Raw genomic sequence first — 26,362 nt, forward strand, 5'->3', positions numbered from 1 at the left:
AATCATTCCTCCAAAATTTTTAAGATAGTACACTATACCCTATTTACCATCTGCTATTTGTTTACTATTTTCTTTTTTGACGTTTGAATACTTGCGTTGCTTTTACAGCTGTTTGCCAGCCTTCATAAAGATCTTGACGTGTCTCATCATCCATTTGTGGATCGAATTGTTTATCTAACTGGAACTTTTCTTTTATTTCATCTTTTGATGACCAGAAACCAACTGCAATACCTGCAAGATATGCAGCTCCTAAAGCTGTTGTTTCATTGTTTTCAGGTCTTTCAACTGGCACATTTAAAATGTCTGACTGAAATTGCATCAGGAAATTATTTTTTACTGCACCACCATCAACGCGTAATTTCTTAAGTTCGATACCAGAGTCTTTCTCCATCGCATCAAGTACATCACGTGTCTGGTAAGCTAAACTTTCAAGTGTTGCGCGTATAAAGTGTTCTTTTTCTGTACCTCGCGTTAAACCGAATACTGCACCACGTGCTTCAGAGTCCCAGTACGGTGTCCCTAGTCCAACAAATGCTGGTACTACATATACACCTTCAGTTGAGCTAACACGTTTTGCATAATTTTCAGTTTGAGGTGCTTCTTTCACCATTCTCATACCATCTCTAAGCCATTGAATGGCACTACCTGCAACAAAAATTGAACCTTCAAGTGCATAATTCACTTTTCCATCGATGCCATAAGCTAAAGTTGTCAGTAAACCACTTTCTGACTTAACCGACTTTTCTCCAGTATTCATTAACATAAAGCACCCTGTACCATAGGTATTCTTAGCTTCCCCGGCATTGAAACAAGCTTGCCCAAATAGTGCAGCTTGCTGATCTCCTGCAATCCCTGCAATAGGGATTTCATTACCAAAGAAATGCGGTGAATCAGTATGAGCATATACTTCACTAGAAGGTTTAACTTCAGGTAGCATTGATTTTGGTACAGTAAGATATTCAAGAAGCTCTTCATCCCACTGTAAATCATAAATATTATACATTAATGTTCGGCTGGCATTAGAATAATCTGTTACGTGGGCTTTACCACCAGATAACTTCCATGCAATCCATGTATCAATCGTTCCAAATAGTAAGTCACCTTTTTCAGCTTTTTCACGCGCTCCATCCACGTTATCAAGAATCCATTTAACTTTCGTTCCTGAAAAATATGGGTCTAGCAGTAATCCTGTTTTATCTCTAAATATTTGTTCAAGATCTTTAGCTTTTAAATCATTACAAATATCCTGAGTTTGACGAGACTGCCATACAATCGCATGATAAACTGGCTTTTGTGTATTTTTATCCCATACTACAGCTGTTTCACGCTGGTTCGTTATACCGATACCTGCAATCTGCTCTGCTTTCACATCAGATTCAATGAGTACACTCGAAATACATGACAATACTGAAGACCAAATTTCATTCGCATCATGCTCTACCCAGCCAGACTGAGGGAAATGCTGTTTAAATTCACGTTGAGCGACACCTTTAATATCTCCAGCGTGGTCAACTAACATTGCACGTGTACTTGTCGTTCCCTGATCAATACTTAAAATATATTTTTCCATATGATTATCCCCTTTTATCGATTATTTTAATGAATTTTTAGCGTAATGCTGAAGCATTTTCTTTTAGAATCACTTTATTTAGAATCACACCTAAAATTAATACTACAATCAATACCACAATACTTATCATATCAATCATTTCAAATTTACCTTTAAATAACATTCTAAATAACGATGCACCAAACATCCCACCAGCAATAGGACCTAATATAGGTACGATTGCATATTTAAAGTTTGAAGTACCTTTTCCAGGTATCGGTAAAATAAAGTGTGCAAGTCTCGGACCAAAGTCACGTGCAGGATTTATTGCATAACCTGTTGTACCACCTAAACTTAAACCAATTGCAATAATTAAAATCCCAACGATAACTGGATTCAGACCATCTGCAAACTTATTCCCACCAATGAATAATAGACCCATCATTAAAATAACTGTTCCGATAATCTCAGAAATAAAATTTGAAAAATAGTTTGGAAATGCAGGTCCGGTTGCAAATACACCTAATTTTGTAGCTGCATCTTCTTCAGCTTTAAAGTGTGGCATAAAGTGTAGCCACACAATTGCTGCACCTACCATAGCACCAGCGATTTGACTTAAAATAAACCCTGGAACTTTAGACCATTCAAAATCACCATTGACTGCAAGACCTATTGACACTGCTGGATTCAAGTGTGCGCCAGATATAGCTCCGACAGCGTACACACCCATCGTAACCGCTAATCCCCATCCGACAGCGATAACAATCCAGTCTGCTCCACGTGCAAAACTTCCTTTTAAATTAACATTGGCACAGACACCAGCACCAAATAAAATTAAAATTGCCGTACCTACAAACTCCGCTAAATATTCGTTCATAACTTCACCTCATCTTATTATTAAGTTAAAATAAGACAAAGAGACCCCTTATCACACGATAAAAAGGTCTCTATTACTCGTCCCAAAATATTAACTTAAAACAATCGTATTATAATATGAAAACGTTGTCAAACTATTTTTCCTTTTCATAATGTTGCCATAAACTTCTGTTACTCGTTGTCACGTAAGATGCGCCGTTGTTAAACGCTTCTTCTACTTCATCAGTCGACTCGATTAAACCACCTGCTATGATATTAATTTGAGTATTTCGACTCATCTTATTGATAATTTTTGTAGCAATTCCTGGTAACACTTCTACATAATCCGGCTCGGAAGCTTCAATAAAACGATGGCTTTTCTTCAGAGATCCAGAATCGATAATAAAAGTGCGTAGAATAGTTTTAGCCCCCAGCTGTTTCGCGCGTTTAATGACTTTCGGTTTCGTCGTAACAACACCATAAACTTTGTACTTCTGTATCAAAAATTCTACTGCCGCTTCATCAATAGCCAGTCCCTTAATTAAATCAATGTGAAAGAAAGCTAATTTTTCATTATTATGCAGCATTGAGAGAATAGATTCTAATTGACTAATATGGACATCCAAGATAACACAATATTGATAATTCGTCTGAAGGAATGTTTCCAAATCTTTCATCGTTCTAATCGCTGGTAAAATCATATCACATTACCCGTTTAAACAACTTTTCAAGTTCATACGTTGTAAATTGAATCGTAATAGGTCTTCCGTGCGGACAAGTATACGGTTCATTTGTGAGGGCCAATTCGTTGATCAGTCGCTCCATATCTTCATGTTTTAAATAATGATTCGCTTTAATTGATTTTTTACAGCTCATCATTATTGCTGTTTCTTCTCTAAATTTATTTAAATCTACAGACTGGTGTTCAAATAAATACTCGATCAATTCTTCAATCGTTCGCTGTGCATCTTCAGGAAACCATACAGGCACTTCATTTATTACGTAGTCTCTACCTCCAAAGTGTTCAAGCGTGATTCCAATTTCACCAAGTTTATGCTCAAGCAAATCAAACTTCATTGCTTCATCCTGCGTTAACTGAATATTTATTGGAAATAATAGTGATTGAGTTTCATTACCTGCTGCACCGATACGATGCTTATAAAATTCATATTTGATTCTTTCCTGAGCAGCATGCTGATCAATCATAAACATACCTTCATCATTTTGACAAACAATATATGTACCGTGTACTTGGCCTACAACTTCCATGTATGGTAGTTTGCGCAGCACTTTATCTTCACTAGTTGTTTCTTCAGTATCATCTATTCCTTTAGAATCTCTTAAAACATTTTCACTTACTTGTTCATTTTTTTTATTTTCACTTGAATCTGATTGATCCTCTGCTTCACTCTCATTTAAATGCATTTTTCTTTCTTCTGCATGATGCGAATTCTCTGTAGATATAAAATTAATTGGTTCACTCTTATGATGATTCGGCATAAGATTTTCTTCTGAATTAGTCTCTTCAAGATGATTTTTTTTAAACTGTGTTTCACTTTGATTTTCCTTAATGACTTCACTTTTTACACGTTGATCATATTCAAACTTTTGCTGTACAAATTGTTCCAATACTTTCTTCTTTGTATTGACTTTAGGAATAAGATTTTGATCTAATAATTGCTCTTTGATTAATTGCTCGATCAATGTCATAAGTTCCTGCTCTTTTGAAAGTCTTACTTCCTGTTTCGTCGGATGTACATTTACATCAACAAGAGCTGGATCCATTGTGATATGGATGCTTGCTATTGGATAACGTCCAATCGGTAATAATGTATGGAAACCATTCATTATTGCCTTTGTCAGCATAAAATTTTTAATATACCTACCATTGATAAATAAAGATATATAATGACGATTACTACGTGTATGTTCTGGCTTAGCAATATAACCATGAACTTGATAGTCACCCGTCTGGCCTTTAATCTCAACTATATCTTTCGCTATTTTCATTCCGTAGATGACTGCCATTGCTTCATTAAGCTTCCCATTACCTTTAGATTGCACAATAATCTTGTCATCACTAATAAGCGCAAACTGAATATCCGGAAAGCTCATGATAAACCTGTTCATAATATCAGTAATTTTTCCAAGTTCTGTTTGCAAGCTTTTGACATATTTGAGACGTGCAGGTGTATTATAAAATAAATCTTCAACAATCATCTCTGTTCCAATACGCGCAGCATGTAAGTTTCTGCTGACAATCTGACTATTTTCCACTTTAATTTGATGACCAACCTCATTGTCGCTACATGTATTCACCGTCACTCGACTTACAGACGCAATGGATGCAAGTGCTTCGCCACGAAATCCTAACGTTCTAATATGAAAGAGATCATGATCATCTGCTATTTTGCTGGTTGCGTGTCTTAAAAACATTAATTCCAGATCATCTTCATGGATACCGCTACCATTATCTGTAACTTTTATTTTTTTAAGTCCTGATTCTTCAACAGTAACAGTAATTTTAGTCCCACCTGCATCAATTGCATTCTCAACTAATTCTTTTACAACAGATTGAGGTCTTTCAATAACTTCGCCTGCTGCTATTTTATTACTCAATTGTGATTCCAGCTGTTTAATAACGCCCATTGGTTCACCTACTTTATTTGAGATTTTAATTCTTGTAATTTAAGAAGCGCTTCTATTGGAGTCATTGATTCGATTGTTAAGCTTTTTAGTTCTTCTATCACCGCTGTATCATTGGATTCTCCAAACAAATCAAATGAAGGCTGCACTAAATCTTGAGTTCGCTCATTTTTCTCTATATTATCTTGAGTTTTATTTATATTCTCATCTTTATTTACAAAATTTAATTCTTTAATACTGTAATTTTCAAAAGACTCTAGTAAATGGTCGGCGCGATTAATGATTTCATCAGGTAACGAAGCAAGTTTTGCAACATGAATACCATAACTATTTTCAACTGCGCCGGGCATTATTTTATGTAGAAAAATAAGTTCACCATTATACTCTTTTGCTGCAACATGAATGTTAGATAAGCCATCAAGTGATGCATCAAGACCGACTAGTTCATGATAATGTGTTGAAAAGAGCGTTTTTGCACCAATATGATTATGAACATATTCAATCATCGACTGCGCAAGCGCCAATCCATCATACGTTGAAGTACCACGTCCAATCTCATCAAATATGATTAAGCTATTCTCAGTCGCATTAATGAGTGCGTTACGTGCTTCTAACATTTCCACCATAAAAGTACTCTGTCCACTTACAAGATCATCTGCTGCACCGATACGCGTAAATATTTGATCGAAAATCGGTAATTCAGCATAGCTGGCAGGTACAAAAGAACCCATCTGTGCCATTATGCTTATCAAAGCAACTTGTCGCATATATGTAGATTTCCCACTCATATTTGGTCCTGTAATAAGATAAATAAATCCACTATCATTTAATGAACAATCGTTCGGTACATATTGATCTCGTTCCATCACTTGTTCGACAACAGGATGTCTGGCATCTTTAATTTCTAATAGACGTCTATCAGAAATTTTGGGTTCAGTATAATCATTATTAGTAGCAACTTCACTAAAATTTTGCAGACAGTCAAGTTCAGCAATGCGCTTTGCCTGACGTTTTAAATTAGGAATATATGTTTTTACCTGTTCTCGTAACTGAATGAACGCATCGTATTCAAAATCTATCGCTTTTTCTTCTGCACCTAAAATTAATGCTTCTTTTTCCTTTAATTCTTCAGTAATAAAACGCTCTGCATTACTTAAAGTTTGCTTACGGTCATAACCGTATTGTTCTACATCTATATTTACTAAGTTAGCTTTAGAAATCTCAATATAATAACCAAATACTTTATTAAAACTAATTTTTAATGACTTAATGCCTGTACGCTCACGTTCTTTAGCCTGTAACTCAGTAAGCCATGTTTTACCATTTCTTTGTGCATGTCGAAAGTAATCAAGTTGCTGATTAAATCCATCTTTAAAAATACCACCTTCTTTAATCGTTGCAGGTGGTTCATCCATAATACTTGTTTCAAGTAATTCGTAAAGTGGTGCTAAGCTTTGTATGCCATCTAACCCTTCAACAATATTGCGATATGGACTAAGTAGTTCATTGATGCGTGGTAACTGTTCAAGCGAATACTTTAGCTGAATTAAATCTTTAGCATTCACATTTCCAAACTGTACGCGTCCTGCTAAACGCTCCATATCATACACATGCGTTAAAGCTTCACGTAAATTATGACGTAAAATAAACTCATCGTTAAAAAGGCGAACAATTGAAAGTCGCTCTTCAATTTGAGATTTATGTACTAACGGACGTTCAATCCACTCTTTTAACTTACGATTACCCATTGGCGTTTTACATTGATTGAAGATTGATAAAAGCGTTCCTTTTTTAGTTTTAAGACGGATACTTTCAGTCAATTCCAGGTTACGTTTGGCATACATATCAAGACGCATATGACTCAGTGCCGCATATTCTACCGGTTGGTCAATATGATCAAGCGCTCGCATCTGTGTTTCACTAATATAGCTTAATAATAAATTAACAGCGGGTTGTAATGATTCTTTTAAATCAGAAACTTTATCGAAATTTTTATCAGATTCAAAAACTGTGACGATAGTCGTCATTAATTTAAAATGCTGATCGATATGATTTGGCAGATTGACATTCGTGATGATTTCTTTAGGTGCGATACTGCTCAATTCGTTCAGCATCGTCGTCTCATCACAGCTCGTGACTTTTAACTCACCGGTAGAAACATCGCTATAAGTAATGATATATGTTTCTTCATCTTTATACACACATGCCAGATAATTACTTTCATTTTCACTGATCATATCATCCATCACAGTTCCTGGCGTAATGATTTGAACAACTTCTCTCTTGACCATACCCTTAGTTTGTTTTGGATCTTCCATTTGTTCTGCTATCGCAACTTTATAACCCTTTTCAATTAAACGTTCAATATAACCTTTTGATGAATGATGTGGCACACCACACATCGGAATCGCATTCTTCTTATCACGACGTGTTAATGTGATTTCAAGTTCTTTTGCTGCTAAAATTGCATCATCATAGAACATTTCATAGAAATCACCTAATCGAAAGAATAATATCGCATCTTTATATTGTTCTTTCATCTCTAAATATTGTGTCATCATAGGTGTAGGTTTAGACATCGTTAACCCATCCTTCTTAATAAATTTCTTTTATCTAATAACTTTAATAAAAAATAGGCAATAAGACTCCCTGCAAGGCTACTCGCTATAAAAGCATAAAATATCGGCATGAAACCATTTAAGTTAATATTCATCATCAACATAATTGGGATAGTACAAAAACTTCCGATAAAACCTGTCCCTATCCATTCACCGATTGCTGCATATTTTATCGCTTTAAATCTATGAAACAAAATTGCTGAGAGCAATACCCCTACCATACTACCAGGAAATGCAAACAAAGAGCCTGTATGAAGAATGTTGCGAATCAGTGAACTAATAAAAGCTTGTGCTAATCCATACCATGGACCTACCAGCACAGCACACAACACATTTGTAAAATGCTGCATAGGAAATGCTTTTATCGGACCGATAGGGATATATATTAAATTACTTAATACAACATTCATAGCGACTAGGATGCTAGTAAGTGTTAATTTTTTAGTATTATTGCGCATAAATCCTCCTGAACAAAATAATGCCGATTCATATGAACCGACATTATTTGTTTTATATAATTAGTTACCGCAACCTGGTGCTGCATTAGCTTTTGCAGCTCCTGTTTCACCTGATAAAAGGTCACCGCCAGTTGAAATAATAATTTCATCTGTAACAGTCTGACTAATCGCATGCGACACGATTTGTAGAAGAGTATTCACTTCGCCTTGCGCTTCTTTAAATTGATCAACAATCGGCATTTCATCTAATTCCGCTTCAACTTTAGCAATTTTTTCTTCAACAAGACCTAGTGCTTTTTCTTTACCATAGTTTTCAAAGTTCACTGCTTGTTTTTGCAATGATTTTAATGACGCCATTTTCTCACGAACATTTTGATTCTCATGAATTTGCGCTTCCGCACGTTTGAAGAATTCAACTGCTTCAGTTTCAGCCATCATTTTCCCTAATTCTTTTGCTTTTGCAATAATCTCATCATTTGTATACATTATCTTCCCACCCCAACTGGTTCTATAATTTCAATCAATTCTCCGTTTAATGAATAACGCTTTGTATCTGTGATTTTCACTCTGACAAACTTACCAATCGCCGATTCCGGACCAGCAAAGTTAACTAACTTACTCTTATCTGTGTAGCCTGCTAAGATTTCATCGTTTTTCTTAGATGTTCCTTCACATAACACAATGACTTCCTTGTCCTGATAGTAACTTAATGCATTTTCAGTGTGATGTGCAACAACTTGGTTTAAGCGACGTAAACGATCCTTTTTGTCGGCAGTTGAAACATTATCTTTCATCTTTGCAGCAGGCGTACCTTCACGCGGAGAATATAGATACGTATAAGCATGTTCAAAACCGACACGTTCATATAAATCAATTGTATCTAAGAACTGCTCTTCTGTCTCGTTTGGATAGCCTACAATAATATCTGTTGTCAGTGCAACATCGGGTATTGCCGCTTTAATTTTATCTACTAATTCTAAATAACTCTCACGTGTATATTTTCGTCCCATAATCTTAAGTACATCATTATTACCGCTTTGAACAGGCAAATGAATATGAGGTACAATATTGCCACCTTGAGCAAGTACCTCAATTAATCGATCATCAAAATCCCATGGATGACTCGTCATAAAACGTACACGTGGGATATCAATTTTTTGGATGTCAGCGAGTAAATCACCTAAACCATAATTTAAGCCATCTATGTCCTTACCATACGCATTAACATTTTGACCTAATAAACAAATTTCTTTATAGCCACGTCTTGCCAGATCTCTCACTTCAGCAATAATCTCTTCAGGCAGACGACTACGCTCTTTACCACGAGTAAACGGAACGATACAATATGTACAGAATTTATCACAGCCATACATTATATTGACCCAAGCTTTCGTCTCACCCATGCGCACTTTTGGAAGGTTTTCAATCACGTCACCTTCTTTAGACCATACTTCTACAACCATCGCTTTAGACATATAAGCTTCATTTAAGATTGCTGGTAAGCGATGAATATTATGTGTACCAAAAATCATATCGACATTTTGGTAAGATTTCATAATTTTATTCACTACAGATTCTTCTTGAGACATACAACCACAGACACCAATTAAAACGTCTGGTTTCGCAAGTTTAATATGCTTTAAGTTACCAATCTCACCGAACACTTTATTCTCAGCATTTTCACGGATTGCACATGTATTTAGTAGTATAACATCTGCATCATTGACATCTTCTGTTGCCGTATATTCTAACGCTTCCAGAATTCCAGCCATTACTTCAGTGTCATGCTCATTCATTTGACATCCATAAGTACGAATAAAGAACTTGCGTCCACGTCCTAAACCTTTATACTTTTCATCAATTGAAAATGCATGATGTTCTACTGATTCTTTACCACGCTTTTTTGCATCTTTAAGACTCGGTGGCTGATACACTTTTTCGAAATACTTACTGTAATCTTTCTCAGGTGCATTTTTACCTCGCACCTGTGAAGCATCTAATCTACTTTCTTCATTCATTACATACTAACCCCATTTTCAACATAATCATTCCTATAGTATAACTTTTTAAATATATATTTTCAAAGTATTTTTACTGTATAAAATAAAAAAGCGCCAAAGCGCTTTTTAAACTAATTTTTCTAATCTTTTCATCCATTGTGTCACAGAATAAGGTGCTTTAATATTTCTTTGAATAGCACGATAAAGTGCATCTTCAAAATATTTTCTTATATCATTACTTTTAAACCAATCATCATAAAAGTTTAAGTTATCTTCTAATATTGCAAAAGTAATTTTATATATATCATATGAGAAACTTTTTTCTTTTACATTCAGTGTAAATAAAGTTCGTTTTAAGATTTCATCAATTTGATCCGCTCTGTTTTTAATATGACTATTTTGATTCAATACATCTTGATTAATTGTGACCGTGTTTAACCATACATGTGGATTATAAATTTCATAAGTAAATCGCTCTAAAATAAACTGTGCTGGCACGATACCTTCAATATGTTTTTCTGTGTACGTCACTTTTTCTTTTTTAAATAAGCCTCCTGGTACAACTTCTTTATGCAAATTTTCCGTCTTACCTTCATAAAAACATTGTTTCAAAGAAGTTTGAACTAAGTAATTGAGTACATGAATTTTTGTAAATATCAATAAATCTTCATCAGTCATAGTTGATTCAATTGTTTGAAAAGGTTCATATAAATCTACAATGTAATCCATAACACCAGGTAAATGTGCGCATCGCTCTGCAAGTTTTGAAGACTGTAGTGTCATATTAGCTCTCCTTTAAATCAAATAATTTTTGTGAATATTAGTCAATTCATTGTATATTACTTTATACGATTCAGATGCTTTCAGTTCGCCTGATTGATGAATTTTGAACATTACACTATTAATAATCATCGTTAGTGTGTTGAAAAAAGTTAGTTTTGAAGTTAAAAGTCCCATACGATGATAATGTTTATCTATTACAGCATGAGAAATTACTTTGATAACAATTTGAACATCAGGATACTGTTTATGAATATCCTTTTCTAATTTTTCTATTTCTTGCATAGATAGTTTTTCCAAATAATAAAATTGATCAATCATACTTTGACTGTAATCATTAAATTCATTATATGTGATTGAATTTTTATTGATTTCACCATAAACTACATCAAGCGCTGAATAATCAGCCAGAGGATAACGTTCTCCATTTTTAGGTATGTAATAAGTACACAGTATCATTGAAGTCGCAATAAGATTTTGTTTTACTTTTGATACTACATAATTGAATAATACATTCGGTGTAATCTCATTAATCCCTTTCAGTTGCTGGTATGTTAAAAAATTGCGTTCATTTTCATATAAATTAACTAAATCGATAATCAAATTATGTAACACTTGTGGATGAGTATCGATAAAGAATAATTGATTCTGAAATAATTTAAATACCTGCTGTCTGATAGCCATTGCTATTTTATTTTCACTTGATTTTCGCGTTATATTTAAACATGTTTGATCAACCATGATATAGAACCCATGCTGAAATAAACGATCATCAATGATTAGAGTAAGTAACATAGGATTTTCTTCAATCAACTGCATTGAAATGTCATACATTTGGAAATATGCATCAGGGAATTGTCTTACTAATATCTCTCTCGCATGATTCGAGCGATTTAAATACTCTGCTTTTAAACTATGGATTGTATTTACCAAGTTTGCAAGCTTGCTTACATATTCAAAATTTACTAAATCAGCTTGCTCGGGATTATTAATTGAATATCTCAAGGCACTTGACTCACTAAATGGGACTATCTTTTTATCATTTTGTGTATCCTTTAACACACCGATTGTAACTTGAGCAAAACTTGCACTTAAAATTTGATAACGAATAAAACTTTGAGCAAACTCCATTACTAATATTTCATCTAAATAGTCACTTGAAATCTTCTTATTAAAATAATTCACAGTTTCTAATTCATAATTAAAATGATCAATCAATTTATTCATTCTATGAGATGCAACATCCGATAAACTTACCGCCATGAGAGACCTCCTAAGAAATAAAGTATGTTTATCTTAAATTTAGCAAATCTATAAATATAATAAAAATTTAATACAAAAAGATAAATTAACTAAAAAAACCATCTCGATGATGAGATGGTTAGAATTGTTTCTTAATCCAATATGAAGAGAAACATGTGATAATACCGATTAAAGTTAATATATAGGGTAATTCATATAAGTAAAAGTTCCAATAAAGATTATCCTCTAGATTAAGATTCATATTAAAATCATTCATAACAAGTAAATAATGAAAACCAAACGCGAATATTAATAAAGCCCCTCCAAAACCTACGATAATAATATATATCAATTGATTTTTTATATCGAATATAATCATCAAGCCATTCATGATTAAACTCAATCCAAACATCATCATCATTCCATGAAATTTGAAGAAGTCATCGTTGATTGAATAAAATACTGATGCAAAAAACAATAATAAGAGATGTGGGAATATCACAATAAATAAATTTGACTTAAGTATTTCAGATTTATTCATTGGAAGACTCTCATACCAAGGAGTCGCTTTTAACTTTCTGAGTTGATCATATTTTTGAGCTTGCAGATAAAATATACAAGTCATTAATAATAAGAAAAAAGTATCAGCAAAATTAAATGTCAATACATTTTGGTCGATTCTCGTTAAACTACCATTATCAATATATGCCTTTAACATTATAGAACTTAGAAATAACCCAATAATAATAAAAGGCATTGATTTTAACAATTTAAAATCTAAAAATATTATTTTTTTCATTTAATCACTCCAAACTAAGCTTTTAGAAAATGATTTTTTTATGGTCATTTTAATAAGTTTTATTGAAATCAATATTGAAACTGCTAAAGCAACAAAAGGTAACACACTGAAAATAAACTCATGCGCGAATGCGTGATTTTCAAGATATTTAAACTGTAATTCAAGAAAAATAAAATTTATCGCTATAAAAGTCACACAGTAAATCATAAAAGTGTTTTTATTTTTATATTTCCAGTTCGCATAGTAGCTATAAAAAGTTACTGCATTCATTATTATGGCTGCACTATAAACATATAGTAATGGCATAATAGTCAGTGTTTGTTTTGTTAGTATTATTTCAACTGACCATAGGATAAAGCTGAAAACATTTAGCAATAGTACGATTTTCCATTCATCTAATATTAAATCTTTCTTATTTTTCGGCAATATATAATAACTTTCTTTTAATCTTCTATTTCTTAATGATGCTTTTTGTATAGGAAATGCGTACATTAACATGATATATAAAGCCATATTGTAAGGTGAGAATGCACTTCCATCTTTATTTCTTATAGTAAAAAGAAAGATGTCAAACCCAATGGTAGCTATGAATAAGAATGCATACCACCATTTATAGCTATTGAACTGTATAAACAATTTTATCTGTTTGACCATGATGCATACGCTCCCTTTTCTTAAAGTACATGAGTTCATCGATACCTGCATTGTGAATCGATATTTCATTTCCAAATAATTCTGTCATCGCTTGTGCCTCATTCGTTAATGCAGTAAATGTTGTTTCATAAAACTCTGTACCAATTAAAAGTTGTTCAATTTCTTCATCTAATAGTGAAGTTGCTCCTCTCACTATTTTGTAATCTTCTAAAATATGATCTTTCTCATCCATCATGATTAATTTCCCTTTTTCTATATAACAAATATAATCTGCAATGGATTCCAGGTCAGACGTTATGTGCGTAGAAAACAGAATGGTCATCTCTTCATCAAGCATCAAATCCTGAAATATTTTTAACAATTCTACTCTGAACGTTGGATCTAGACTAGAAGTCGGTTCATCTAGGATGAGTAGTTTAGCGTGATGACTTAATGCTGTTGCAAGACTGAGTTTGACTTTCATTCCTTGTGATAAGTGCTTAATTTTAGTTTTAACAGGCACTTCGAAACGTTTTAAATAATGATAATACGCTTGGCTATCCCACTGTTCAAAATACATTTTCATGATTGTTTCAAGTTTTTTGGCATTCATCCAGTCAGGAAAATGGTTTTCACTAAATACTATTCCTATTTCAGAAAGTATACCTGCTCTATCTTCAATATAATTTTGATTAAAGACTTTAATACTTCCTTCATCTGGTGAAGTAAGATTTAATAATTGATAGATTAATGTTGTTTTTCCCGCACCATTTTCTCCGATTAAACCTGTAATATAGCCTTTTGGTATTTGAAGATTAGGTATATCTAATACGAAATGATTTTGTGTGTATTTTAAACCTTTGACTTCAATGACATGATTATTCAAATTTATTCCTCCCATAAATCTTTTGTCAGTTCTATTAAATCCTGCTGATTAATATTCAGTTGTTTAGCAAGTTGTATTGAAGAAAGAATCAATGCCTCTAATTCCTTATTCGACTGTTCCTGAATAATCGCAATATTCCCTTGTGCGACAAACGTTCCCTTTCCAGGTATTGTATATAGGTAACCTAAATCCTCCAGATCCTTATATGCCCGCTTCGTTGTAATTACACTGATGCCAAGCATTTTTGCCAACGCACGCATTGACATTAAGGATTCGCCTTCACGTATTTCTTTTGCCATTATCAATCTGATTATCTCTGATTTTAACTGTTCATAAATCGGTTGATCGCTTTTGGGATCAAAATGAATGTTCAACATACCACCCTCTTTCGTTATATTGTATATATACAATATACACAGTATATACAGTAATGTAAAGAATTTTATTAAATCAAAAGCAAAACACGTAAACATTGAGTTGTTTACGTGTTTTGGATGCACGGTTTGAGGCTTAACCATACATATTCATTTATTTTTTGCACGGGTTATGGACGAACTGGGCATATTCGTACTCTTTTTGCACGGGTTATGGACGAACCGGGCATATTCGTACTCTTTTTGCACGGTTTATGGCCGAACCGGGCATATTGATACTCATTTTGCACGGGTTTTGGACGAACCGGGCCAAATAAACATTATCATATTATTCCAGTAACTCTAAATCCTCTCCTGAATTCAGCATGTCGTAATAAACACCACGGGATGCAATTAATTCACTTTGTTTTCCTGCTTCTACTACTTCACCCTGATTGAGCACTACAACTTTATCTGCTTTCTTTACAGTATTTAATCTATGGGCAATGATTATACTCGTTCTTCCACTCATAAGTTTTTCAATCGCTTCCTGCAGTTTCATTTCTGTTACGGTATCAATATTACTTGTCGCTTCATCCAATAATAATATTTTAGGATTGAGGACAAGTGCACGTGAGATATTAATCAATTGTTTCTCGCCTTGTGATAAATGCGTGGATTCAAAAGTAACTTCTGTATCAAATCCATTTTCCAAACGCATAATGAAGTCGTAGGCATTCGCATCTTTAGCTGCTTGAATCATTACTTCATCACTGATATGCTGATTTTTATATTTAATATTTTCTCGTATCGTTCCGTCAAAGATAAATGGGTCCTGTAGTACATATGCTATCTGATTCCTTAATGTAGTTTTTGGAATTTCCGTGATATCGATTCCATCTATTTTTATCGATCCACCCTGTATGTCGTAAAATCTCGCAATAAGCTGAATCACAGTTGTTTTTCCTGCTCCTGTTGCTCCCACAAGTGCTAAAGATTCGCCTCTATTCACGTCAAATGATATATCATTTAACGTTGGAACAGATTGCTTGTCATTATATTTAAAAACGACACGTTCAAGTGTGATATCTCCTTTTATATCTAGGTGAATATTCTCACTTTTTACATCATCTTCTTCTGGTGTATCAATAATTTCAAATACGCGTTCTGCACCACTTAACGCACTAAGTACCGTATTAAACTGATTGGCCAGATCATTTAGAGGTCGGGTGAATTGTCTTGCATATTCTGCAAAGATCATAATGGTTCCAACAGTGATACCGTAACCTTTCAAAGCTAATATTCCTCCAATACCTGCTACGATTGCAAATGAAATATTGTTAAAGAAATTCATCACTTTAGGAATAAAACCTGAATAAGTCACAGACCAAAAACTATTATCTCGAACACTCGCGTTCTTTTCTCTAAATCCTCTCATCACCTCTTGTTCCTGAGAAAATACTTTAACTACTGATTGACTAGAAACAATTTCTTCAATAAATCCGTTCATCTCTCCAATTGCTTTTTGTCTGCTTTTATATAGAGGACCTGTTCTTTTCGTGATCCAGCGCATCGATAAAAACATGAGCGGAATGATAATCATTGTAAGTAATGTAAGTAATGGTGATAACATAAGCATCACAATAATTGTCCCGACAATCGTTACTACAGATGATGTGAACTGGATAAATGATGAATTTAATACTTGTGAAATCGTATCAATATCATTTGTCATTCTACTCATTAACTCACCATGCTGTCTTGTATCAAAAAAAGATATCGGTAACTTTTGCATATGTTCAAATAATTGCATCCTTAATTTATAAACAGCTTTTTGTGCAATAGTAACCATTATAATCGCTGCAATATAAGAAGTAGCTGATAATAAGATGAATATTAAAAGCAGCATCCACAAATCCTGAGTAAGCCCGTCAAATTTTTTCGGGATGATTTTTGTGTCGATGATTTTACCGATAATGTACGGTCCCAGTAAGCCAAGTAAAGATGAAATTACGACACATAAAATAACAATCAGCAATTTAAGATGGGCATCATCCATCAACTGCCAAATACGACGTACAGAATACCTCCAGTTTTTCGCTTTGGCAACAGGATTACCACGTTGATCGGTTTTTTGTTTATTTTTTTTCAAATCTTCTTTTGTTAGTAAAAAAGGATGTCCAAAAATAGATTTAGGCATTTTGATCACCTGCTAACTGTGAGGCATTAATTTGCTGATACAACTCAGACGTCTTCAGAAGCGTGGCATGGTCTCCAAAACCGACAATCTTACCGTGGTCAAGCAATAAAATATGATCTGCTGATTTTGCTGTTTCAATCTTTTGTGTAACAATCAATCGTGTCATCTGAAGTTGTTCAAGCATATTAAAAAGCCGTGATTCTGTATGTATATCTAATGCAGACGTTGAATCGTCTAAAATGAGAATATTGGGTTTACGAATAATTGCACGCGCGATTGCAATGCGTTGTTTTTGACCACCAGATAAATTAACACCTTCCTGTCCAACCATAGTCTCGTATTTGTGATCAAACTTCATAATATTCTCATGAATTTGTGCGATGTCCGTTGCATGCACCACTTCACTTTCTAACGCTAACGGATTACCAAAAATAATATTGTCAAAAACCGTTCCGGTAAATAAAATATTTTTTTGAGGCACATAGCCAATCATTTCTCTTAAACTTTGTTCATCTATCTTACGAATATCTTTACCATCGATAAGAATCTTCCCTTTTGTAGGTTCATATAATTTTGGTATTAAGCTAAGCAATGCAGACTTTCCTGAACCTGTAGCTCCCATAATGACAAATTTCTCACCAGCATTTACTTTGAAGTTAATATCTTCCAAAATATTGCGATGAGATAATGGATATTTGAAATCAACATCTATAAATTCTATACTTGCACCACCTTTGTGTGGATTTATTTTAAATTCCAATTCATCTTCATCAACAGGTGTCTCAAGTACTTCTTTCATCCGATCACTGCTCGCTTTCGCACGAGAAAATGCAACGATAATGAATGCAAACATTGAAAATCCACCCTGCATTCTTAATGCATAGTTAATTATCGCGACAAGTGCTCCTACATTTATTACGCTTTGTGATATATCTTTTGCACCAATATAAATAACAATTAATAGCGCGACATTCATCACAATTAATAAGAACGGGAGGATTTGTTCCATTAACTTAAGTGCTTTAACGGTATCATTCTTAAGTAATATTGAAGTCTGCTTAAATTTATCAGTTTCATATTCACCACTTAAATTTGCACGAATCATTCGAACAGAGGACAAATTTTGTTGTATTGTTCGATTGACATTATCGAGTTCCTGCTGAACACGTTTAAATAATTTCATGCCTTTTTTTGCTGATATGAGTAGAAAGATAAATATCAATGGACTGCCAATAAGTAAATAGATTGCGAGATGTGGTGCAACCATAAAACTCATCACAATACTTCCTATCACAAGTAATGGTGCACGTAACATAATACGTAAACTCATAAATAGAACCATTTCACATGCGATAACATCACTGGTTAGTCGTGTAATGATACTTGAAGTACTGAACTTTTCCAGAGTTGCAATTGAGAACTTTTGAATGCGTTCAAACATAGCTTCTCTCAAATCATAAGAAAAACTATGACACACATGACTTGCTACAAATGAATTGATAATACCGCACACAAACGCTGCTATACTCATAAGTATAAGTAATATTAAATAATGTAATGTATTATCGAAGTTTTTTTCAATGATTCCCTTATTAATAATTTGAGACAATATCACTGGTAAACTAAGTTCTACTGCAAGTTCCAGTAGCATAAGCATCAAAGCAAAAACGATATAACCTAAATATGGTTTAGTAAATTTTAATATCATTGAATCACCTACCCTTTAAATAATATTATGCCACTGTTCGATGGTATTAAAAATAAAAATACATAGTCTTTTGCATATTAGTCTGACTAGCGTATAATAAAGAAGGAAATTATCAGAATTGGAGATTAAATTTATGTCAATACTTTCTCAGTTAATAGATTTTATATTACATATTGATGAGCATCTCGTTAATATCGTTAAAGAATATGGTGGTTTAACCTACGCGATTTTATTCGGAATTGTATTTGTAGAAACTGGTTTAGTTATTATGCCATTCTTACCAGGTGATTCAATGCTCTTTGCAGCTGGTGCATTAGCTCCGCAAGGCGCATTAAATATATGGTTTTTATTTATTTTGTTATCTCTTGCCGCAATTATTGGCGATACGTTGAATTATCATATCGGTAAATGGATTGGCTATGGGATCGTAAATCATCCAAAGCTAGGTCGTATGATTAAACAGGAACACTTACTTAAAGCAGAAAATTTCTTCAACAAATATGGTGGAAAAACAATTTTATTAGCGCGTTTTATGCCATTCATACGAACTTTCATTCCGTTTGTCGCTGGTGCAAGTTCAATGAGATATAGTTATTTTATTCTTTACAATGTCATTGGAGCAGTTGCCTGGGTAGGTATATGTTTAGCTGGAGGATATTTCTTTGGTAACATTCCAATTGTTAAAAATAATTTTGAAATAGTGCTTATCGTTATTATTTTAGTGTCTATTTTACCCGCTTTAATAAGTGTCATTCAAAACATGAGAAAAAAATAAAGAGGTGAGACATGTGTCTCACCTCTTTATCGTAGTTGATGAAATATTGTATTTCTTAAATCATTTTTGCTCAATTCACTCATATCACTGTGTATAGGATATATGTTCGTTATTGTTGCAGGTTTACCATTGAGTATGATAATACGATCTGACATATCTATTGCCTCAGCAATGCTATGTGTAATCATTAACACAGTCTTACCAGTCTCTCTTATTAAGCTCTTTAACCATTGTTGCATCTCTATTCTTGTAATCTCATCCAGCGCAGAAAATGGTTCATCAAGCAAAAGAACATCATGATTAGAATTTAATGCTCTCAAAAATGAGACGCGTTGTTGCATACCCCCTGACAGACTCGATGGATATTGATCTTTAATATCCGTAAAACCCGCGCGTTCAAGTAACGCTGTACTTTTATCCACAGTTTGACTGCCAATCTCTGTTGCTAACTGAATATTTTCCTTTACGGTGCGCCAGGGCATTAAAGAACTTGTCTGTGGCATATAAGAAACATGCCCTGTACGAGTAACCTCTCGATCGTCTATGTAAACATGACCTGATGTCTGCTTTAACAATCCACCAATAATGTTAATTAGTGTTGATTTTCCAGATCCACTGGGTCCTACAATTGCAATGATTTCATTGTTTTTAACATCAAGGTTTATATTTGTTAATACGCTATTTTCACCATATTGATGAGCGATATCCTTAAGTGTTAGTATACTATTCATGATTCCACCTCAACACAATGCGTTTGATCAATTCAATAACGGTAAATATTGCCATCGCAAATATGATAATCCAGACTATTGCTACAAAAACCTGATCGACTTGAAAAGCACGTTGCGCTAGAATCATAAATTTACCTAAACCTTTATCACTCCCTAGCCACTCAGAAATTATTGCCCCCATCACTGAATACGTACCTGCAATTTTTAAACCATTGAAGAAAAATGGCATACTGTTTGGCCATTCTAATTTTGTAAACAACTGCAAACGCGTTGCCCCCATCATCAACATATACTTCTTTAAATCTTTATTCGTCTCGTGAAAACCTTCAAGTAAACTTACCGTTATCGGAAAGAAACATATTAATGTGATGACGATAAGTTTCGGTAATAATCCAAAACCGAACCATATAACTAGTAGGGGTGCAATTACTATCACAGGAATATTTTGACTTATTATTAACAATGGATAGATAAAATCATTTAAAGCAGGGATTAAGTTTAAAATAATCGCAAATAACACTCCAATGACTATAGAACATATTAACCCAAGTAATACTAAATTGACCGTTGGGATGAGATGTGGATAATATTCCGGAAAATCTACAACAAACGATTTTCCAATTGCACTTGGTGCAGGAAGTGTATATGGATCAACTTTTAATGTCTTCACCAACACTTCCCAAATCAAAAGTAAAAATAATAAAAATGCTGAGAACTTTAATACTTTTATCATCGATACTTTTCGACCAGTTGATCCATTGAAACAGACTCAGCGTGATAAAACTTCACTTGAGAAATAATCGATGCACAACCCAGTTCAAGCATACGACTGTTCATCTGTTCAATTAATGGTAATAATTGCTTCATATCCCCTTCTATACTTGTCTCTAATGGAGATACAAAATATTTTAAACCGGATTGTTCAATAACTTCGATCGCTGCATCAATAAAAGGAATAACATCTTCACCATTCGGCGTTTTTGGGATAATTTGAATACTCATGATTGTATTAGCCATTATTTACCCTCCACAAATTCATTCGTGAATGCATCTTTTGCAACAAAATCCTTCTTAATAATTTTATTATCTTTTAAATATTTCGCATAGTTTGCCCAAACTTTTTCATCTTGAATCCCCCAAGTTTTAGCATCATCTTGATATTTTGGAGATAAATATTTTTGAGATTCATAGACAAGATCTTTTTGTTTCTTAAGTTCAGGTGCTGCTTTAATTAGAATATCAGCGCTCTCTTTTTCATGCTTAATTGCATACTCATAGCCCTCTTTCACAGCAGCCATAAATGCTTTTGCAGTCTTACTGTTTGCTTTTAAGTATTTTTCATTAGCGATGATAATCGGTGTATAATAATCTAGATTTTTATCATAATCTGTTAAATACTGCATATTAACATCGATATTGCGCGTTTTTGCTTCAATACCTGTCCAGCCGTAATAAACCCATGCAAAATCAATATTCTTCTTTGAAGCGGCAAAGAAATCAGTACTACCCATATTAACGATCTTAGTCTTGTTAATATCTGCCTTGTCTTTATCCATTAATGTTTTGATAAATGCTTTCTCAATTGGCGCTCCCCAGCCACCATAGGTTTTACCTTCATAATCTTTTGGTGACTTGATGTTTTTATTTTTCAAACTCATGAAACCACTAGTATTATGCTGAATGATTGCACCAATCGACTTAATCGGTACACCTTCAGAACGTGATTGAGTTACCTGTTCCTGAGCACTAATACCAAACTGAACATCTTTTTTGTTTGCAGCGATTAACTGATCCGCCGTAACCTCACCAGGTGCTTTAATTTCTACATCCAGACCGTGTTTCTTAAAGAAACCTTTCTCTTTTGCTACGTATATACCAGTATGGTTTGTGTTTGGTGTCCAGTCTAACATCATTGTAACTTTATCCAATTTGCTATTAGAATTATCAGTCTCACTCTCTTTATTTTTCGAATCATTACCACAACCTGCGAGTAATACAGCACAACTTAAACCAGCCAATAAACTTCTCTTCATTATTTTTCCTCCAAATAAAAAACACAACTATACGTAAAGTTGTGTCAAAAACGACACTTCCCTACGCTAGTTTTACCTAGATCAGGTGAATAAGGGTTTAGGCGCACGACCAATCTCAGAGTAACTCCCCTAGTGTTTTTAGTTATTTTATTTTTTAACATACCAAGTATACCAAATAAGTTCTATGTATAAAATGTTTAATACTGCATTTGTAATATTTTATGTGTAATGCCTCATCATCAAATAAATATTTTTAATTAATTTATGTCATTTTTTTAACTGAAAATAGTTATTTAATTTTGAAAAATTACTATTATTTTCTATATATAAATCATATAATAGATTGAATCTATTGGAGGCGAAAATATGAAAACATTCATAAGTATCAATAAAAAACTATTGATTTCTGCTGTGCTTTTAACAAGTATTACAACATCACAATCACTACCAGTATATCATGCTGACGCTGCTGTAAAAACTTACAAGAAATATACTTTCGAAAGAAATACAATAATTTTTAATAAACCATCTACTAGTGCATACCAGGTTGGTAATCTCCTACCTGCTACGAAAGTACGAGGATCAAATGTCGGCTCTTTTCTTAAATTAACCTATCCAGCACAATATCGTGGTATGTATATTCATCGATCAAAATTAGCGTCTACTGCTCCAAATTCAAATAGTGGCTATACATTATACCCAGGCTATAACGGCATAAAAGTATATTATCTACAAAGAAAACTAGGCATTCCATACTCACCATATACATCAACGATGAACGAACGTACGGTTAATGCTGTAAAATCATATCAAAGAAGCAGAGGATTAAAACCAACAGGCGTTGTTTCAAAAAGTCTCTGGATAAAGATGTTCGGTAATTCAATTTCATTTAATATAGATGCATGGAAAAAGCCAAGTGTCGTACCCACTCAAGCCAGCCGTGCCACGCGTATCAATGCAATGATCAATTATGCAAATCAACAAGTCGGTAAACCATATATTTGGGGAAGTACAGGAGAAGCTGGATTTGATTGTTCAGGATTATTACTTCAAGCCATGCGTGCAGGAGGTTTTGATCCAAAAGGTATTTCAAACTTTGTGAATGTGAGACCACAATCAGACTTAGCTAATGAACTCTGGAAAAATAAAGAATTTTCATATGTGAATATCAATAATATTCAACGTGGTGATTTAATCTTCTATATTGATCGTTATGGTCGGGCTGGACATGTATCTCTCTATTTAGGTCAGAATGAAATTCTTCATTCTCTCAATAATAATGTATATAAAACAAAAGGCTATAAAAATCAATTCGGCTATGCTCAGTTAGGAGCTAAACGTGTTTTTAAATAATTAAAAAAATAGAGCGACTGTAATATAAATATTACAGCGCTCTATTTTTATTTAAATTCAGCCATCAATGCTTCAAATTTTGATTGATCCATCTCAATCGGTTCTTTCGCTAATGATTTAGAATAGCCATTTAACTGTTCAGCATAGCTTGGTGTATCGATATCCTGATAAATAATACCAGTCACTAACCCGTCATGTTCTACAACAGTATTTAAGGCCTGTGTTTTATTTTTATTATCATAACCTTCAATATCATTTAATGACGTTAAATTCTCTTTAAACCATTCATATGTGTTTACTTTATTATAGGTCACACATGGTGAGAATACATTAACGAAGGCAAAACCTTTATGGTTAATAGCTGCTTCAATAATAGCTGTTAATTCTTTAATATCACTTGAGAAACTTTGCGCTACAAATGTTGCACCTGAAGTAATTGCTAATTCCAAAGGTGAAACATGTTTTTCAATTGATCCTTTAGGTGTTGTTTTCGTTACAAAACCATGGGCTGAACTTGGTGAAGTTTGTCCTTTTGTTAAGCCATAGATTTGGTTATCCATTACAACATAAGTTAAATCGATGTTACGTCTGATTGAATGGATTGTGTGTCCCATACCAATCGCATAGCCATCACCATCACCACCGGATGCAATAACAGTTAACTCTTGGTTAGCCATTTTTACACCTTGCGCCATTGGTAATGCGCGTCCATGAATTGAGTGCACACCATATGAATTAATATATCCAGACAAACGTCCTGAACACCCAATACCTGTGATAACAGCTAGTTCTTCAGGTTCCAGCCCTACATTTGCACAAGCTTTTTGTATTGCTGCCTGTACTGAGAAGTCACCACATCCCGGACACCAGTTCGGTTTCACACTATTTCTAAAATCTTTAAATGTTGCCATTTAGATGCGCTCCTTTACTTCAATTACTTCATTAATTTTCGCTTCAATTTCTTTCGGTAAGAAAGGTGTACCATCGTATTTTGTATAATTTGTAATCTTACCTTGATGCATCGTATTCATTTTAATGATGCTTGACAATTGACCTGCATAATTATGTTCAGCGACAATTACGCGTTTTGCTTTATTGATTGCATCTTGAACTTCATCAACTGGGAATGGATGTAATTGTTTAATATGAAGATGATTGACTTTACCATCAATACGTTCAATTGCTTCATCAATCGCACCGTAAGTTGATAAGTATCCGATAACTAAAACATCTGCTTCTGGATGATTTTCCTGATAATCTACAGGTTCAGAGATCTTTAACTGCTCAATTTTACGCATGCGCTTTTCCATTTGTTTTGCACGGTTGACTGGACTTTCAGAAGGTTTACCTTCTTCTGTATGTTCAACCCCTGTGACGTGGTGGATACCATTTTTAACACCTGGAATAACACGTGGTGATATACCACTTTCAGTTACTTCATAACGCTTGAAGTATGATTTATCTTCACGCGCTTCAACCTCAGTAATTAAGTTACCACGGTCTATCTTGATTCTATTAAAATCCAAATTCGGAACCGTATGTTTACCCATTGAAAGTTGTAAGTCACTAAGTAAAATAACCGGACATTGATATTGTTCAGCTAAGTTAAACGCCTCTGCAGTTAAATAGAATGCATCTTCAGCGGTCGTTGGTGCAAGGACGATTTTTGGAATATCACCATGTGTCCCATAAATCATCTGCATTAAATCAGATTGTTCCTGTTTTGTCGGTAATCCAGTTGAAGGACCCCCACGCATCGTATTGATGACCACAAATGGTTGCTCTGTCATACCACTTAATCCAATTGCTTCCATCATTAATGAAAGACCTGGACCTGCTGAAGCTGTAAATGCACGTACACCACCGTAGTTTACACCGATTGCCATAACCGCTGCTGCAATTTCATCTTCTGTTTGAATGACCGTTCCACCGAATTCTGGTAATTTATCTATCATATATTCCATAATTTCACTTGCTGGTGTAATTGGATATGCTGCCATAAATCGTGCTCCACCTGTAAGTGCACCTAAAGAAATAGCATCATTACCGATCATATATAAATGACCTTCCTCTGTAGAAGGATTTAATGAAAATGTATGAAAATCTTCTTGCTCCATTAAATCAAAACCAGCATGCAATGCTTGTTTATTTAATGCACAGATTTTCTCACCCTTTTTGCCAAATATATCATCAACCAATACTTCGAAATGTTTAAGATCAACACCAATCAAACTCGCGCTAGCACCTACCGCTACCATATTTTTCATTAAAGCTGTGCCTAGCTCTTTCGCTACCTCTGTAAAAGCCATTGAAACAAACTTACCTTCATAATCATCTGGAGCAACTGGATCAAACTTGCTATCCGCTAAAATAATACCTGTAGCATTCATCTCATGATAGTTGACATCAATTGTTTCCTGATCAAAAGCAACTAAAATATCTAAATCATCACTGATTGAATGAACCCTTGAAGTAGAAACACGTATTTTGTTATTGGTATGTCCACCTTTAATACGGCTGGAAAAATGTCTGTATCCATATAAATAATAGCCTAAACGGTTTAAAGCAGTTGAAAAAATTTCACCAGTACTTTCTATTCCTTCACCTTGCTGACCGCCGACTTTCCAAGAAATTTGAGATTTCATATGTACCCTCCTACTATAATCACTTATTCTAATATAACAAAGAACCACCTGTCTTTACATAGACAAGTGGTCTGAATGATAAAAATCAGTCGAATGGC

General features: G+C 34.0%; 24 protein-coding genes and 1 riboswitch. Of the genes, 2 read left to right on the forward strand and 22 right to left on the reverse strand.

Annotated elements, in window-relative coordinates; all coding sequences use genetic code 11:
• Positions 1–64: 64 nt before the first annotated feature.
• From glpK to ACMGE6_RS11320, 16 genes are all read right to left on the reverse strand, one after another.
• Positions 65–1,570 (reverse strand): glycerol kinase GlpK, encoded by a 1,506-nt coding sequence (glpK, locus tag ACMGE6_RS11245; RefSeq protein ID WP_414053846.1) that lies wholly within the window; start codon positions 1,568–1,570, stop codon positions 65–67.
• A gap of 37 nt (positions 1,571–1,607) precedes the next feature.
• Complete coding sequence (locus ACMGE6_RS11250; protein WP_414046540.1) at positions 1,608–2,426, reverse strand: MIP/aquaporin family protein; 819 nt, start codon at positions 2,424–2,426, stop codon at positions 1,608–1,610.
• A 133-nt stretch (positions 2,427–2,559) separates the two neighbouring features.
• A complete protein-coding gene (locus ACMGE6_RS11255) occupies positions 2,560–3,105 on the reverse strand; it encodes a glycerol-3-phosphate responsive antiterminator (RefSeq protein ID WP_414053847.1) in 546 nt (181 codons plus the stop codon).
• A gap of 1 nt (position 3,106) precedes the next feature.
• Positions 3,107–5,053, reverse strand: coding sequence for a DNA mismatch repair endonuclease MutL (gene mutL / locus ACMGE6_RS11260; RefSeq protein WP_414046542.1), 1,947 nt, complete (start codon positions 5,051–5,053; stop codon positions 3,107–3,109).
• Positions 5,054–5,061: 8 nt separating this feature from the next.
• Positions 5,062–7,629: a DNA mismatch repair protein MutS gene (gene mutS, locus ACMGE6_RS11265; protein WP_414053848.1), complete on the reverse strand. Its 2,568-nt coding sequence runs from the start codon at positions 7,627–7,629 to the stop codon at positions 5,062–5,064.
• Between the two features lie 2 nt (positions 7,630–7,631).
• A complete protein-coding gene (thiW, locus tag ACMGE6_RS11270) occupies positions 7,632–8,126 on the reverse strand; it encodes an energy coupling factor transporter S component ThiW (RefSeq protein WP_414053849.1) in 495 nt (164 codons plus the stop codon).
• Positions 8,127–8,186: 60 nt separating this feature from the next.
• Complete coding sequence (locus ACMGE6_RS11275) at positions 8,187–8,612, reverse strand: RicAFT regulatory complex protein RicA family protein (RefSeq protein ID WP_414046545.1); 426 nt, start codon at positions 8,610–8,612, stop codon at positions 8,187–8,189.
• The gene (miaB, locus tag ACMGE6_RS11280) at positions 8,612–10,144 is read right to left on the reverse strand and encodes a tRNA (N6-isopentenyl adenosine(37)-C2)-methylthiotransferase MiaB (RefSeq protein WP_414046546.1); all 1,533 of its coding nucleotides are present in this window, start codon (positions 10,142–10,144) and stop codon (positions 8,612–8,614) included. The genes ACMGE6_RS11275 and miaB overlap by 1 nt, the downstream gene beginning before the upstream one ends.
• 108 nt (positions 10,145–10,252) lie before the next feature.
• Positions 10,253–10,909, reverse strand: a complete 657-nt coding sequence (locus ACMGE6_RS11285; RefSeq protein ID WP_414048037.1) for a hypothetical protein — start codon at positions 10,907–10,909, stop codon at positions 10,253–10,255.
• A 12-nt stretch (positions 10,910–10,921) separates the two neighbouring features.
• Positions 10,922–12,169 (reverse strand): hypothetical protein, encoded by a 1,248-nt coding sequence (locus ACMGE6_RS11290; protein WP_414053850.1) that lies wholly within the window; start codon positions 12,167–12,169, stop codon positions 10,922–10,924.
• 118 nt (positions 12,170–12,287) lie between these two features.
• Positions 12,288–12,947: a hypothetical protein gene (locus ACMGE6_RS11295; protein ID WP_414053851.1), complete on the reverse strand. Its 660-nt coding sequence runs from the start codon at positions 12,945–12,947 to the stop codon at positions 12,288–12,290.
• A complete protein-coding gene (locus ACMGE6_RS11300; protein ID WP_414053852.1) occupies positions 12,948–13,601 on the reverse strand; it encodes a hypothetical protein in 654 nt (217 codons plus the stop codon). It lies immediately after the preceding gene.
• The gene (locus ACMGE6_RS11305) at positions 13,564–14,466 is read right to left on the reverse strand and encodes an ABC transporter ATP-binding protein (RefSeq protein ID WP_414053853.1); all 903 of its coding nucleotides are present in this window, start codon (positions 14,464–14,466) and stop codon (positions 13,564–13,566) included. The genes ACMGE6_RS11300 and ACMGE6_RS11305 overlap by 38 nt, the downstream gene beginning before the upstream one ends.
• A 2-nt stretch (positions 14,467–14,468) precedes the next feature.
• On the reverse strand, positions 14,469–14,843 hold the full coding sequence (locus ACMGE6_RS11310) for a GntR family transcriptional regulator (protein ID WP_414053854.1): 375 nt from the start codon (positions 14,841–14,843) through the stop codon (positions 14,469–14,471).
• Between the two features lie 325 nt (positions 14,844–15,168).
• Entirely contained in the window at positions 15,169–17,019 is a 1,851-nt protein-coding gene (locus tag ACMGE6_RS11315; RefSeq protein WP_414053855.1) for an ABC transporter ATP-binding protein, read from the reverse strand.
• Positions 17,012–18,727 carry an ABC transporter ATP-binding protein gene (locus ACMGE6_RS11320; protein ID WP_414053856.1) on the reverse strand — a complete coding sequence of 572 codons (1,716 nt, stop codon included), beginning with the start codon at positions 18,725–18,727 and terminating at the stop codon, positions 17,012–17,014. The genes ACMGE6_RS11315 and ACMGE6_RS11320 overlap by 8 nt, the downstream gene beginning before the upstream one ends.
• A gap of 133 nt (positions 18,728–18,860) precedes the next feature.
• Between ACMGE6_RS11320 and ACMGE6_RS11325 the strand changes: the two genes are divergently transcribed.
• Positions 18,861–19,502 (forward strand): VTT domain-containing protein, encoded by a 642-nt coding sequence (locus ACMGE6_RS11325; RefSeq protein WP_414053857.1) that lies wholly within the window; start codon positions 18,861–18,863, stop codon positions 19,500–19,502.
• 26 nt (positions 19,503–19,528) lie between these two features.
• Here ACMGE6_RS11325 and ACMGE6_RS11330 read toward each other — a convergent pair whose 3' ends face one another.
• From ACMGE6_RS11330 to ACMGE6_RS11345, 4 genes are read right to left on the reverse strand one after another with little or no spacing between them, the layout of a single operon-like run.
• On the reverse strand, positions 19,529–20,233 hold the full coding sequence (locus tag ACMGE6_RS11330) for an ABC transporter ATP-binding protein (protein WP_414053858.1): 705 nt from the start codon (positions 20,231–20,233) through the stop codon (positions 19,529–19,531).
• A complete protein-coding gene (locus tag ACMGE6_RS11335; protein ID WP_414053859.1) occupies positions 20,226–20,966 on the reverse strand; it encodes an ABC transporter permease in 741 nt (246 codons plus the stop codon). Before ACMGE6_RS11335 ends, ACMGE6_RS11330 begins: the two co-directional genes overlap by 8 nt.
• A complete protein-coding gene (locus ACMGE6_RS11340; protein WP_414053860.1) occupies positions 20,963–21,250 on the reverse strand; it encodes a thiamine-binding protein in 288 nt (95 codons plus the stop codon). The genes ACMGE6_RS11335 and ACMGE6_RS11340 overlap by 4 nt, the downstream gene beginning before the upstream one ends.
• Entirely contained in the window at positions 21,250–22,266 is a 1,017-nt protein-coding gene (locus tag ACMGE6_RS11345; protein WP_414053861.1) for an ABC transporter substrate-binding protein, read from the reverse strand. Before ACMGE6_RS11345 ends, ACMGE6_RS11340 begins: the two co-directional genes overlap by 1 nt.
• A gap of 41 nt (positions 22,267–22,307) precedes the next feature.
• Positions 22,308–22,407: riboswitch (TPP riboswitch) on the reverse strand.
• Between the two features lie 225 nt (positions 22,408–22,632).
• On the opposite strand from ACMGE6_RS11345, the gene ACMGE6_RS11350 reads away from it, so the two are divergent.
• A complete protein-coding gene (locus tag ACMGE6_RS11350; RefSeq protein WP_414053862.1) occupies positions 22,633–23,619 on the forward strand; it encodes a C40 family peptidase in 987 nt (328 codons plus the stop codon).
• Positions 23,620–23,666: 47 nt separating this feature from the next.
• Here the strand turns inward: ACMGE6_RS11350 and ACMGE6_RS11355 are convergent, their stop codons facing one another.
• Entirely contained in the window at positions 23,667–24,530 is an 864-nt protein-coding gene (locus ACMGE6_RS11355) for a 2-oxoacid:ferredoxin oxidoreductase subunit beta (RefSeq protein WP_414053863.1), read from the reverse strand.
• Positions 24,531–26,264, reverse strand: coding sequence for a 2-oxoacid:acceptor oxidoreductase subunit alpha (locus ACMGE6_RS11360; protein ID WP_414053864.1), 1,734 nt, complete (start codon positions 26,262–26,264; stop codon positions 24,531–24,533).
• Between the last annotated feature and the right edge of the window lie 98 nt (positions 26,265–26,362).

It is taken from the genome of Macrococcus equi (assembly GCF_047426745.1).
In the GTDB taxonomy this organism is placed as follows: Bacteria; Bacillota; Bacilli; order Staphylococcales; family Staphylococcaceae; genus Macrococcoides; species Macrococcoides equi.